This window comes from Alkalihalobacillus trypoxylicola (assembly GCF_001590785.1).
GTDB classification, from domain to species: domain Bacteria; phylum Bacillota; class Bacilli; order Bacillales; family Bacillaceae_D; genus Alkalihalobacillus; species Alkalihalobacillus trypoxylicola.
The window spans coordinates 1-12318 of sequence record NZ_LTAO01000020.1; the positions used below are offsets into that span (position 1 = coordinate 1).

Annotated in this window: 11 protein-coding genes and 5 tRNA genes; 3 read left to right on the forward strand and 13 right to left on the reverse strand. The window is 37.9% G+C overall.

Annotated features, from left to right (window positions below; genetic code table 11):
* Positions 1-325 precede the first annotated feature (325 nt).
* Entirely contained in the window at positions 326-1201 is an 876-nt protein-coding gene (locus tag AZF04_RS12260; protein WP_061948977.1) for a pirin family protein, read from the reverse strand.
* A 217-nt stretch (positions 1202-1418) separates the two neighbouring features.
* On the opposite strand from AZF04_RS12260, the gene AZF04_RS12265 reads away from it, so the two are divergent.
* A complete protein-coding gene (locus AZF04_RS12265) occupies positions 1419-1991 on the forward strand; it encodes a TetR/AcrR family transcriptional regulator (protein WP_064504134.1) in 573 nt (190 codons plus the stop codon).
* A gap of 304 nt (positions 1992-2295) precedes the next feature.
* On the opposite strand, the gene AZF04_RS12270 is transcribed toward AZF04_RS12265, so the two are convergent.
* Complete coding sequence (locus tag AZF04_RS12270; protein ID WP_061948978.1) at positions 2296-2805, reverse strand: DinB family protein; 510 nt, start codon at positions 2803-2805, stop codon at positions 2296-2298.
* 239 nt (positions 2806-3044) lie between these two features.
* Between AZF04_RS12270 and AZF04_RS12275 the strand changes: the two genes are divergently transcribed.
* The gene (locus AZF04_RS12275; RefSeq protein ID WP_061948979.1) at positions 3045-3638 is read left to right on the forward strand and encodes a helix-turn-helix domain-containing protein; all 594 of its coding nucleotides are present in this window, start codon (positions 3045-3047) and stop codon (positions 3636-3638) included.
* Positions 3639-3796: 158 nt separating this feature from the next.
* On the opposite strand, the gene glmS is transcribed toward AZF04_RS12275, so the two are convergent.
* From glmS to sigW, 6 genes are all read right to left on the reverse strand, one after another.
* Positions 3797-5599 carry a glutamine--fructose-6-phosphate transaminase (isomerizing) gene (gene glmS / locus AZF04_RS12280; RefSeq protein ID WP_061948980.1) on the reverse strand — a complete coding sequence of 601 codons (1803 nt, stop codon included), beginning with the start codon at positions 5597-5599 and terminating at the stop codon, positions 3797-3799.
* A gap of 494 nt (positions 5600-6093) precedes the next feature.
* Positions 6094-7440 carry a phosphoglucosamine mutase gene (gene glmM, locus AZF04_RS12285; RefSeq protein ID WP_061948981.1) on the reverse strand — a complete coding sequence of 449 codons (1347 nt, stop codon included), beginning with the start codon at positions 7438-7440 and terminating at the stop codon, positions 6094-6096.
* Between the two features lie 27 nt (positions 7441-7467).
* Positions 7468-8703: a CdaR family protein gene (locus tag AZF04_RS12290; protein WP_061948982.1), complete on the reverse strand. Its 1236-nt coding sequence runs from the start codon at positions 8701-8703 to the stop codon at positions 7468-7470.
* Positions 8696-9520, reverse strand: coding sequence for a diadenylate cyclase CdaA (cdaA, locus tag AZF04_RS12295; protein WP_045483802.1), 825 nt, complete (start codon positions 9518-9520; stop codon positions 8696-8698). The genes AZF04_RS12290 and cdaA overlap by 8 nt, the downstream gene beginning before the upstream one ends.
* A gap of 510 nt (positions 9521-10030) precedes the next feature.
* Entirely contained in the window at positions 10031-10669 is a 639-nt protein-coding gene (locus tag AZF04_RS12300) for an anti-sigma factor family protein (protein WP_061948983.1), read from the reverse strand.
* Between the two features lie 16 nt (positions 10670-10685).
* The gene (gene sigW / locus AZF04_RS12305; protein WP_045483810.1) at positions 10686-11249 is read right to left on the reverse strand and encodes an RNA polymerase sigma factor SigW; all 564 of its coding nucleotides are present in this window, start codon (positions 11247-11249) and stop codon (positions 10686-10688) included.
* 181 nt (positions 11250-11430) lie between these two features.
* Between sigW and AZF04_RS20720 the strand changes: the two genes are divergently transcribed.
* On the forward strand, positions 11431-11607 hold the full coding sequence (locus AZF04_RS20720) for an aspartyl-phosphate phosphatase Spo0E family protein (RefSeq protein ID WP_081766633.1): 177 nt from the start codon (positions 11431-11433) through the stop codon (positions 11605-11607).
* A 237-nt stretch (positions 11608-11844) separates the two neighbouring features.
* Here AZF04_RS20720 and AZF04_RS12310 read toward each other — a convergent pair.
* From AZF04_RS12310 to AZF04_RS12330, 5 genes are all read right to left on the reverse strand, one after another.
* A tRNA-Ala gene (locus AZF04_RS12310) sits at positions 11845-11917 on the reverse strand.
* 38 nt (positions 11918-11955) lie between these two features.
* A tRNA-Gln gene (locus tag AZF04_RS12315) sits at positions 11956-12030 on the reverse strand.
* A gap of 10 nt (positions 12031-12040) precedes the next feature.
* A tRNA-Tyr gene (locus tag AZF04_RS12320) sits at positions 12041-12125 on the reverse strand.
* Positions 12126-12136: 11 nt separating this feature from the next.
* Positions 12137-12209: transfer RNA gene (locus AZF04_RS12325), tRNA-Thr, on the reverse strand.
* Between the two features lie 6 nt (positions 12210-12215).
* Positions 12216-12291 (reverse strand) — tRNA-Val (locus tag AZF04_RS12330).
* Positions 12292-12318 lie beyond the last annotated feature (27 nt).

Sequence of the window (12318 nt, forward strand, 5' to 3'; positions counted from 1 at the left end):
ATGCATCTGTCTCTCACCTCTAGCTCAGTATGCATGCGCTGACTAAAAGTGTACATTCTTATTTAATCGTTTCTGTACATTCTAAGACTAGCATTTATAATAACTAAAAAATAAAACAGATTTAGAACGCTTTATCAACAAGCTGTTTTTAATGATCTTCTATAATAAATAAGAGCTGTTGAGAAAATGATCTCAACAGCCACTTAAGCTCTATTTATGATAGTGCTCTTAATTCACAATAATCAATGTATCTAAATAAGGTTTGATGAGTAGACTTCGGACAGAAGAGCTCCTATTGAAAAGGCAAAATATTTTATCTTCTATCTTAATTATTTTTTACTGCAGGTGGTCCATAAACTCCTCGCTGAAGATCTCGAAAGGCCTCCTTAATTTCTTCCTGAGTATTCATTACAAAAGGTCCACCTAAAGCAATTTCTTCTCGAATAGGAACACCCGAATAGATTAAAACTTTGGAGCGAGAAGACGCCTTTATTTTCAATTCACTTGGATTAAGCTCGGAACCTTCTTCAATAAAGGACAAGGTAGCCGCTCCTGTCTTGCCAATCTTTGTATGGCTTTCTCCGAACTCCATCTCTCCTGCCAACATATATATAAATGCGTTATGATTCTCAGGTAAAACATGAGTATATTCCGTTCCTTCACGAAGAGTGATTTCTGACATCGTTATTGGAACTAAACTTTTCATCGGTCCAGTTACACCAGCGATATCCCCAGAATAAACACGAACACTTCCTCCAGCGATGTTCACAACAGGAGCATCCTCAACACGAATATTTTGATAACTGGTTTCTGTTTTTTTCAAACTTTTCGGCAGGTTTAACCATACTTGTAAAGTGTGAATCAAATCATCATCATATGCCTCTTCTGCGTGCCTAGCTGCCCATCCTGCATTCATGTATTGAACATCGCCTGCATCCAAAATACTATAACCACCTGCATTATCGATATGTTCAAGCCTACCATCAACAACATATGTTACAGTTTGAAAACCTCTGTGAGGATGATCGGCGAAGACTCCACGCTTAAACCAGTCTTCAGCCATAAGAATAAACGGGGAAAATTCCTTATTCCTCTCAGGATTTAAAATGAACGCTTGTTGAAGATGAGGGTATCCATTTTTATTATATTTGGGATACCAAAATTCTCTTACGTCTCTATTATGTGTTGATTTATTTGACAATTTGTACCCCTCCTTAAATATTACGTATCATCATTAATGATTTTGCCGTTTTAGATACTGCAACAAAGTTACAACTGTTGCATAAGGCAACACATGTTGTATAATCAGATTATACATGGAGTTCGTTTAAAATCCTAGCAACAAAAAGCTCAATCTGTTGTATAAGCCACAGTTTATGTAAAATGTCTAAAATCATTCTAGAATGGAAGGGTTATTTATGATTGATGGGAAAACAGACCTACGTTCAGTGCGCACTAGGAAATTTATTATTACTTCTTTTATAGAACTTTTAGAAAAAAAGGATTTTACTAGTATTAAAATCAGTGACATTACGACAGGTGCCATGATTAATCGTGCGACCTTTTATCACCACTTTCTCGATAAATATGATTTGCTCGAAAAAGTGATTAAAGAAGATTTAATGGAGAATGTACTTCAGGAACTATCAAATAATAAAGAGTTCAACGAGGAAATGCTACATAGTTTATTCTTATCGATTACAAAATTTCACATGAGCTTATCTGACAGATGTCAGAAAAGCTATAATGATATGTCCGTGAATATAGAATCCATATTAAAAAAGGAACTTGAACAGATTATCATTCAATCACTATCAAAAAAATATCCAGGTGAAAGTAAAGAAAAGCTTAGAATGATAGCTAACATGTTAAGCTGGATGATTTATGGAGCTTCAATTGATTGGAAACAAAACAGCAGTAAATCATCAGAAGAATATTTAGAAGATGCCAGTTTGTATCTTAGACAATTAATAAAAAATGAAATGTCGTAACAATTAAAGATTAATCAAAATATATTAAGTCCATGATTAAAGAGCATTGGTATAATTAATCTTAATAAACTAACAAAAGAAAAAACAATGCTTTGGAAAAAATTAATCAGAACATGTTCTTCTGTTACACAGTTAAAGCGCCCTTTTGCTGAAGGCTAAGCACATAAAAGGAGACATCTATAGAGAGATTTCGTTTTCTATAGATGTCTATGAATGTACATCTTTATTGTGCAATTACTCTTCGAGGTTAAACCATTTTTGTCTATCAACGATCTCCTGCACGTTGACATGGTTAGAAAAAGACTTATAAGTATTTATCAGTGATTACTTTCCTATGGTGTAACTCGTGCCCGGCAATGCCATATGCAATGATAGCTAACGAAACTGGGCTGTTCATTACAGTTCCTTGACGAACCCACGCAGCATCATCAATGGTTGAAATAAGGCTTAACGTGTTGGAGCGTACTGTGTCTAAACCAGCTAGTAACTGTTCCCAGGATAATTTGTTGAAGTTTGCCGCAGCAACGTATTGATTTTGATCCATTGCTGGGAGTTGTTCACTTTCATTTCGTGCAATGGCAAGCATTCGATACGACATCACGCGTTCCGAGTCGGTCATATGCCCAATTACTTCTTTTAAAGTCCATTTCCCTGGTGCGTACGCCTTACTTGCTGTCTCCTCTGATACGCTGCTTAAGAGGGTAATGGTCTTAGTTCGTTGCTCACTAAGTATTTCTTCAATATCTCCATCTGGCACAAGACTAACAAACTTGGCTTGCTCTGGATTTTCAATAGATACTGGTCTTGGACGCACAGTAATCCTCCTCATGGAATAGTAATTTATGCTTTAGCAGGTGGGACTGCCACCATACATTTATAGCTCATTAACAATTATTTCAAATTTCCAAATACTTTTCAAGCTGTTACAGTAGATTTGGAATAAAGTTTGATTATATAATTCAGCTTGTAGCCTATAAAACACTTATATATCAGTAGATGCAACCACGTTTAATGCTATTATTTGGTTATTAAACGAATAAGAGTGGTGATGAAATGTCAATAGAAATGCGTATTCGACAGCTAAGGAAAGAAAAAGGTCTATCTCAAGAAGAGCTGGCAGAGGAAGTAGGTGTTTCCAGACAGGCAGTTTCTAAATGGGAAAGTAATCAAAGTACACCTGATTTATTAAGAATCATTAAACTAAGTGAATATTTTAATGTAACCACTGATTATTTGTTAAAAGGAACAGAAGCTTCTAATCAAAAAGATGAGCCTTTAAACATCGGTAAAATTCTACTAATTGGTTCAACCTTTTTATTATTGGTTGGTTTATTTACTACGATAGCAGGTTGGTATGATAAGCAAACAGCTAATGCGATTTTAGGTGGAGTGATTATTCAGATGGTAGGTGGCTCTGCTTACTTCATGGCTATTTATGTATTTAAATCCACCGCACCTTACTTATTAAAATGGTTCAACTTTTTACTCAGTTCTTTTATACCTCTTGCTATGGTCGTTTCGTACGGCGTTAGTCAATTCGTCACACCCTACCCGGTTGACATATATACGGGGCTTCCTTTTACATTCACCTACTTAATAATTGGTCTTATAAGCTTCATCATTATTAAGAAAAGAAAAAAAGTATGACCATTATTCATACTCACAACAAAAAAGATTCGAATTATCAAAAAACCTTCAATTATAGGGTAATCTAATGAAAATAAGAACGATATATTAAACAAAAAAAGCTTGGGATATCCCAAGCTTTTTTAGATCTAAATTCAAAAATAATATTTTCCCTACTATTACTCAACTGTCACGCTTTTTGCTAGGTTACGTGGTTTGTCGACATCACAGCCGCGGTGAAGGGCTGCGTAGTAAGCAATTAATTGTAGTGGAACGACACTTACTAGCGGAGTTAAATATTCATGTACGCTTGGTAATACGAAAGCATCTGTTTCTTCTTCCATACCTTCCATACTGATAATACACGGGCTTGCTCCACGAGCTGCAACTTCTTTTACATTACCTCGAATGCTCAGGTTAACGTGTTTTTGGGTTGCGAGTGCAATAACTGGAGTACCGTCCTCAATTAAGGCAATTGTTCCGTGCTTTAGCTCTCCACCAGCAAAACCTTCTGCTTGAATATAGGAGATTTCTTTTAATTTCAATGCTCCTTCTAAGCACACATAATAATCAGCTGCTCGACCGATAAAGAAGCAATTTCTTGAAACGGATAAGTAATGACGAGCTACTTTTTCTAGCTTTTCCTTTTGATCCGTTAAGACTTCCATAGCGTTAGCGACAATACCAAGCTCTTGAAGTGGATCAAAGTCTAATTCAATTCCTTGAGCATTAGCTGCGTCAACGGCTAATAAAGTGAAAACGGCCATTTGTGCCGTATAAGCTTTTGTAGAAGCAACAGCGATTTCAGGTCCAGCAAAAGTATGAAGAGTGAAGTCGGCTTCACGGGAAAGAGTAGAACCCGGCACATTCGTAATCGTTAATGCCTGATGTCCACGCTTTTTCACTTCTACTAGCACACCACGAAGGTCGGCTGTTTCTCCACTTTGAGAAATAAATACAAAGAGTGGGTTTTCTGATAGTAATGGCATATTATATAAAAATTCACTTGCAATATGCACTTCTACTGGTCGTTTTGCTATTTTTTCTATTAATTGTTGGCCAACAAGCCCAGCATGATAGCTCGTTCCTGCAGCTATTACATAAATGCGGTCAGAGGTTTTCATGGCTTCTCGAATGTTGTCATCTAGACGGATTGAACCATCCTCATTTTGATATTGTTGAATGATATTACGAATAACAAACGGCTGCTCATCGATTTCTTTTAGCATGTAATGAGGGTAAGTACCCTTCTCGATATCACTAGCATCATATTCTGCTGTGAAAGGCTCTCTCATCATTACGACGCCATTTAGCGTTTTAATGACCGCTTTTTCTCGAGTTAAAATCACATACTCTTCATCCATAATTTCTAAAAACTTCTTTGTCACTTGAAGCATAGCCATTGCATCTGAAGCAATTACATTCACTCCATCACCAACACCAATTAATAATGGGCTTTTGCTTTTTCCAACATAGATGATATCTTCATTTTCGCCATCTAAAAGAGCAATTGCGTAAGAGCCTTTTAACAAGGAAAGGGTATGGCTAAAAGCCTCTTCTACTGATTTCCCTTCTGCTACAAAATGCTCAATAAGTAAAACGACGATTTCTGTATCTGTATCGCTTGCTGGCTTCGTATCGATCAAAAACTCACGTTGAAGCTGCTCATAATTTTCAATAACTCCATTATGAACAAGCGTAAAACGAGATGTTTTACTTTGATGAGGATGCGCATTAAGACGACTTGGCTCACCATGGGTAGCCCAACGAGTATGACCGATTCCAACGGTACTCATTGCATTTCCATCCACTACTTCACGCAAAGCAGCAATTCGTCCTTTTTCCTTAAATACCTGGATGCCTTCTTCGGCAGCTAAAGCAATCCCGGCTGAGTCATAGCCACGGTATTCAAGCTTTTCTAATCCTTTTAATAAGATTTCTTTCGCATCTTCATTTCCAATATACCCAACAATTCCACACATAAATGGTTACCTCCCATATGGGGGCAAGCAACCGGAGGGCACTCGCCCCCACTCTTCTCATTTTTTATGGGCATGTAGCCTCTGATTTTGTCCAAAAAGTCACCCTTTTGTTTTTTACAGAAGCTTGACGGCTGTCATGCGGCAACCGGAGGGCATCCGCCGAAAAAATCGATAAACCCTCTCCTCGTCAACTGCTGTTCAATCCGATCATCAGCAGTCCTGGCGCTTTTAAATAAACTAATAATTATACCTCTTGCCACCTTTCATATAGAATCGTCTTTAATCATAGCGCAAACCTTATCTTACGTCAATTAATACTTGCTAACACACATACCACACTGTAAGCCTTATCAATACTTGTGCAAGGCAACTTTCGACTATTTTTAAACCATTGAAAAATATCAAACATTTTGTAAGAATATGGTTCATTTTCCTTGCACATAATTAAAATATGCATAAACGCTTTATATGTGCGCCTATGCATATTCTAACTTTTATTCGTGTAAGCCCATTTCCTCTTGCACAACTTTAACTATATCGCTTACATATTGTTCACAAAGTGTGTCAGTTTTGGCTTCAACCATAACTCGAACAAGTGGTTCAGTTCCTGATGGTCGAACTAGAACTCTTCCATCGCCATTCATATCCTCTTCGACTTTCGAAATGGACGCTTTGATTTTCTCATTTTCTGTTACAGCATGTTTATCGGTTACTCTTACGTTCACTAGCTTTTGTGGGAAGGTTTCCATCTCACTGGCTAATTCAGAAAGTGGTTTATCCGTTTGCTTCATAATATTAACTAGCTGCAAAGCCGAAAGCATTCCATCTCCCGTAGTAATATAATCTAAAAAGATAATATGACCTGATTGTTCTCCACCTAAGTTATAGCCACCGTTTTTCATCTCTTCCATTACATAACGGTCACCGACAGCGGTTTGTTTGGCCTCTATCCCTAAATTCTCCATACCTTTATAAAACCCTAAATTACTCATCACCGTTGAAACAATTGTACCCTTTTTAAGCCAGCCCTGCTCCATCATATACTTTGCACAAATATACATGATTTGATCGCCATCAACGATGTTTCCTTTTTCATCTATAGCAATTAATCGATCCGCATCACCATCAAAGGCTAACCCAATTTGAGCTCCCTTTTCTAATACAAATTCGGCTAATTTCTCAGGGTGAGTAGAGCCACAATCACGATTAATATTAATTCCATTAGGAGAAGTACCCATTGTTGAAATATCAGCTTCCAAATCTGCAAAAAGATGTGGGGCAATCGATGATGCCGCTCCATGGGCACAATCAAGCGCTACATGAATTCCAGTGAAATCTCCTTGAACGGTTGTCTTTAAGAAAGAAATATACTTTTGACCGCCTTCAAAATAATCATTCACAACCCCAAGCTCCCCACCTGTTGGACGTGGCAGCTCGTCTTCTTGCTCTAATAATTTTTCAATTTCTAATTCCTGCTCATCTAAAAGCTTAAAGCCATCAGGACCAAAAAATTTAATGCCATTGTCCTCTACTGGATTATGAGAGGCTGAAATCATCACACCTGCATCTGCACTCACCGTTTTTGTTAAATAAGCGACTCCTGGAGTTGTAATGACTCCTAGACGCATCACTTCTGCCCCTATTGAAAGTAAACCCGCTACAAGAGCACTTTCGAGCATCTCTCCAGAAATCCTTGTATCTCTACCAATGACTACTTTTGGATGCTCTGTTTGCTTTGTTAATACGTAGCCACCCATTCTCCCTAACTTAAAGGCAAGCTCTGGGGTGAGCTCTGTATTCGCGACACCTCTAACTCCATCTGTACCAAAATATTTTCCCATACTATATTTTCTCTCCTTCAAAATCAATCAATCTGTACCTGTAATAATAACTGGCACTGTGCTTTCACTTAATTGAAAGATAAAATCATTAGGGCCATTAATTTGAATTTCCGCATCTTGCTCACCTTCGCTTAGTTGACTAACATCAATAAATACTTGGATATCATCAACGGATAACGATTCTAAGCGACGTTCTGCCCCTTTTGCTATTATAGAAAGTGACCATTCTTCTTCACTAGGCAAGGCAACTCTTGTACCACTTTCAGCCCCAACCACTTCAATAGAAACATCTTCAAATTCACGTTCAACTTCCTCAGAAATAGTTGGTGTTACCTGAATAGATTCAGGCTCAACATGCTCGACTCCTTCAGGTAAAGGAAGTTCTAGCTCTATTGTTTCACCATCTTCTATCGCTGATAAATCTAATATAATTCCTTCCAGTACATCGATTTCTGCAATGACTTCACTCGGTCCATAAATCGTTACTTCCCTTGGCTCTACTTCTAATGAATCTAAGCTTAAGCCATTTGCTAATTGCCCATCGCGCGTGATTTTAATGGGAACAACCTTATTCGGGCTTGTTATCGGCACTCTTACTTCTACGATCGATGGCTCCACTTCTAGAGAAAGTTCATTTCCATTTCGATCATAAAGCTTAATCGGAACTGTATCCTCTACTGATGCATCTGCTCCACTAACATCGACATAAGCCTTTGCTTGGGCAATCTCTGCAATTGAGTCTCGTGAAGCTGTAATAGCAATATTTACTGGAGTTACAATCGGTGTTCCCACTGAATAGCCTTCTTCGATCTCATCCTCATTCATAACCTCTACAGTTACGGGTAGTGAAACCGTTTGTTTTTCTTGTAAGACGACTCGGGCATTTTCAGGAACAATTCGGACTGTAACATCATTAGGAAAGCCTCTATGTTCTACTCTTAATGTATGATTCCCTTCTTCTCGTTCCCTTACATCGATAAACACTTCATGTTCAGCCATTCTTATTTGAAAGCCCGTAATAGCTGCTTGACTACCTGTCAATGTTACTTGAACGGTTTCGGTTTGGTCAACTATCGAATAATTTTCCTCATCATAATATACATTTAAAGGTACTTCATCAAGCATATAAGTTTTCGTTGAAATGTTTGGTAAAACACCTGGTTGGTTGTTTATATTATCAAGGTTAACAAAGGTAAATAGCATTAATGCTATGAAGAAGGCAATAATTTTCACAAACCAATGACTGTTAAAGAGTCTATCCATTTTTCTTCCCTCCCCATTGCCAGCGTGAGGTTTGGGTGGATTTTGCTTTGTTAAGCTCTTGAGTAAGTAACTCTCTTAGTTTTTCTTCATCAATATCTCTATGCAATTCTCCATTTTTCGTTAAGGATATCCCTCCTGTTTCCTCAGAAACAATTACCGTAATGGAATCAGTCACTTCACTAATTCCTAATGCCGCTCGGTGCCTCGTACCTAATTCCTTTGATATAAATTGACTTTCTGAAAGTGGTAAATAACAGCCAGCAGCTAATATTTTATTTTCTTTTAGTAAAACCGCACCATCATGTAAAGGTGTATTTGGAATAAAAATATTAATAAGAAGCTCAGAGGTTAGTAGCGCATCCATCTGAATTCCCGTTTCAACATAATCATTCATTCCTGTTTCCCTTTCAATGGACATCAGTGCTCCTATTCGGCGTTTTCCCATATATGTAGATGCCTTGACGATCGCATCAATGGATTTTTGGTTCACTTCTTCCTGAGGAACATTTCTTCCTTGGAAAAAGCGACCTCTTCCTATTTGCTCAAGCGCTCTTCTTAACTCAGGTTGGAAAATGATAATAATCGCCAGAAGTCCATATGTCACCATTTGTGTCATGATAAACTCCAAAGTTCGTAACCCTAAAAAGCGACTAATGAACCATACGGCTAAAATAACGGTTATCCCTTTTACTAATTGAACAGCTCTTGTCCCTCGAATAACCATGATTAATTTATATACAACATATGTCACAACTAAGATGTCAATAATTTGTCCTAAATATTCAAATAAAACGATATCTTCTAAAAATGGAAACATGGCTACCCTCCAAAACCGTTCATAAGAACCTTTTCTATTTCTAATGTTCCATCTATTTTCTTTTTATGAATCACTAACTTCAGAAATTTCAGTTCTATCTCTTTAGCTTACCCATTATAACACAAACTCAATAGACAAACAGCCAAATACCCTTACAGTCAATCCTTCACAATTTTAAAAAAGAGGCCGGGAAAAACGAATAAATGATTATACATTTTAGGTCCCCGCCTGTTCGCTCACCCAAAACACTTCGCGTCCGGTGGGGTACTGCCGAACTAACCTTTTTTTAAAGTGGATTTCGGCATGGCCACTACTTCCCACTGGAGTCTCCGTGTCTTGTGTCCGCAAGCTTACGTCTTTCATAAGGAATCTATCCGTTCAAAAAAACCTCCTTTTTTGGAAAAAGGAGGGTTCATAGTTCATTATTGATATGCATCCATTACACATTTTTTCAAATTTCTCTAAAGTGGTTTTTAAATAGATTTTGTCCCAGCCGCTACTTACTAACCTTTATTCTTTTATACGTTCTTCACTCGTAAAGGAGACAACCTCTGTAAAGAACTGCTTCATATGATACCAAACCCATTCAAGTGCTTGATTCACTTCATTAATCTCCCCAGATACTCTGCCTGCTGATGCATAGTAAGGCTCACTATTAACTAATAGGACATTTCCAAGAACCTCTCCTTCATTGATGAAGGTAGCATTTCTCACGGTTAAATCTCCTTTAATCACTTCGCCTTCAGGTACTATCACTGTACGATTTTCATTATCAACAATCACATTACCTGGACCACTTACATACAGATCATCTTGACTATCAAACCAAATCGATAAAACACTAGCCGACATAAGGAGGAAAAAGACAGATGCTGCAGCAACGATAGGATGCTTTCTCAGCCAACCTCTCCACTTGGATGACATTTTCCTCTCAGGCAACCTCGCCATCACTTTGTCTGTAAAATCGCTTGGAGCTTCTATATGTGAAGCACTTTGAATAAAAGCAATGGCTTTCCTTAGCTCATTAACATGCTCTCTACAATCCTGACAGTCCTCAATATGCTTATAAAGCTCTAGCTTCTCTTGACTTGTTGCTTCTCCATCAAAGTACTTATCAATTAATTCATTATATTTAGGTTCACATTTCATCTTTCATTCCTCCTCTCTACACATTTTTCATCCGTTTTCTTAGCGCCTCTCGCCCTCGATGAATTCTTGTTTTAACGGTCGAAACAGGCATATCGAGAATTTCTGATATTTCTTTTAAGGATAAATCCTCCATATATTTTAGTATGACTACTGTACGATATTTAGGAGGTAAACGATTAATCTCATCTTGAATCCATTCCTGCATTTCTAATTTAACCACTTGATCCTCAGGTAATTCTTCGTCTGCAGCTATTTGAGATTCAAGGGTCAAGCCATCTGAACCTTTTACTTCTTCTTGTAGATAGTAGTCAGGTTTCTTTTTACGCAGCCTATCAATGGCTACATTTGTTGCAATACGGAATATCCAAGTCGAAAACTTTCGATTAATATCAAATTGATCGATGTTCATATAGGAGCGAAGAAATGCTTCTTGCGCAACATCTTGTGCCTCGTAAGGGTTACCGACCATTCGATACGCTACTTGGTACACCTTGTCTTTATAAAGCTCAACAAGCTCAGCAAACGCCTGCTCATCGCCTTTTCGCACTTCCTTTATTAGTCTCTTCACTAGTTTATCCATTGCAAATCCCCTATTTTTCTCTACTATGTTTACGAAGCATATTGATACAAGTTTCACTTTTTTTATTTTAACATGTTTTTTTAAATTTCGTTTCCTTTTTATGTTTAAAAATCAAGAATATTGGGTATTTATAAAATAGTGAGTATAAATATATTTATATAATCTGAGGGGGGACTGAAAAATGCGTTCAAACGATATGGTTGAAAATCTATTAGTAGATATTGAAGAGTGTAGAGAAAAGCTTAATAAAATGGCTTTCGATGCACATTTGCAATCTCCAGACATCATTTCCTGTAGCCAGCACCTTGACCGTTTGATACACAAGTATTTGAGCATCGTCCATACTCCTACATCTTAGTAAAGCATCTAAACAATTTTTAAAAAACATTATTTGCAAAAATTGAATATATAGAATGAACTGATTTTTTTGAGGGGGCCTTCTACTTAAGGTCTCCTTATTTTATTTATAAGCGCAGAAGGATTGAACTGGCAATATTAAAAGTTTGATACTTGAGAGGATTTGGGGTGGATTTTAAAGATAACCATAAAAAAAATGACAGAAAGCTTTAAAAAGTCTTCCCATCATCTTATGAAGTGGAGCCTAGCGGGATCGAACCGCTGACCTCCTGCGTGCAAAGCAGGCGCTCTCCCAGCTGAGCTAAGGCCCCAAATAAAAAAGGGAGTAAATCCCTATAATAATCAAATATGGCTGGGCTAGCTGGATTCGAACCAACGCATGACGGAATCAAAATCCGTTGCCTTACCGCTTGGCGATAGCCCAACAATACAAATGGTGGAGGGGGACGGATTCGAACCGCCGAACCCGGAGGGAGCGGATTTACAGTCCGCCGCGTTTAGCCACTTCGCTACCCCTCCACTTTTAAAAGTGCCGGCCAGAGGACTTGAACCCCCAACCTACTGATTACAAGTCAGTTGCTCTACCAATTGAGCTAGGCCGGCATAAAATGGTGGAGGATGACGGGATCGAACCGCCGACCCCCTGCTTGTAAGGCAGGTGCTCTCCCAGCTGAGCTAATCCTCCATTTTTTGCTTCAGATAAGCGGCGAAT

Coding starts and splice junctions, on each gene's coding strand:
- AZF04_RS12265 (WP_064504134.1), top strand. CDS start 1,419: ATGATTGATGGGAAAACAGACCTACGTTCAGTGCGCACTAGGAAATTT.
- AZF04_RS12275 (WP_061948979.1), top strand. CDS start 3,045: ATGTCAATAGAAATGCGTATTCGACAGCTAAGGAAAGAAAAAGGTCTA.
- glmS (WP_061948980.1), bottom strand. CDS start 5,599: ATGTGTGGAATTGTTGGGTATATTGGAAATGAAGATGCGAAAGAAATC.
- glmM (WP_061948981.1), bottom strand. CDS start 7,440: ATGGGAAAATATTTTGGTACAGATGGAGTTAGAGGTGTCGCGAATACA.
- AZF04_RS12290 (WP_061948982.1), bottom strand. CDS start 8,703: ATGGATAGACTCTTTAACAGTCATTGGTTTGTGAAAATTATTGCCTTC.
- cdaA (WP_045483802.1), bottom strand. CDS start 9,520: ATGTTTCCATTTTTAGAAGATATCGTTTTATTTGAATATTTAGGACAA.
- AZF04_RS12300 (WP_061948983.1), bottom strand. CDS start 10,669: ATGAAATGTGAACCTAAATATAATGAATTAATTGATAAGTACTTTGAT.
- sigW (WP_045483810.1), bottom strand. CDS start 11,249: ATGGATAAACTAGTGAAGAGACTAATAAAGGAAGTGCGAAAAGGCGAT.
- AZF04_RS20720 (WP_081766633.1), top strand. CDS start 11,431: ATGCGTTCAAACGATATGGTTGAAAATCTATTAGTAGATATTGAAGAG.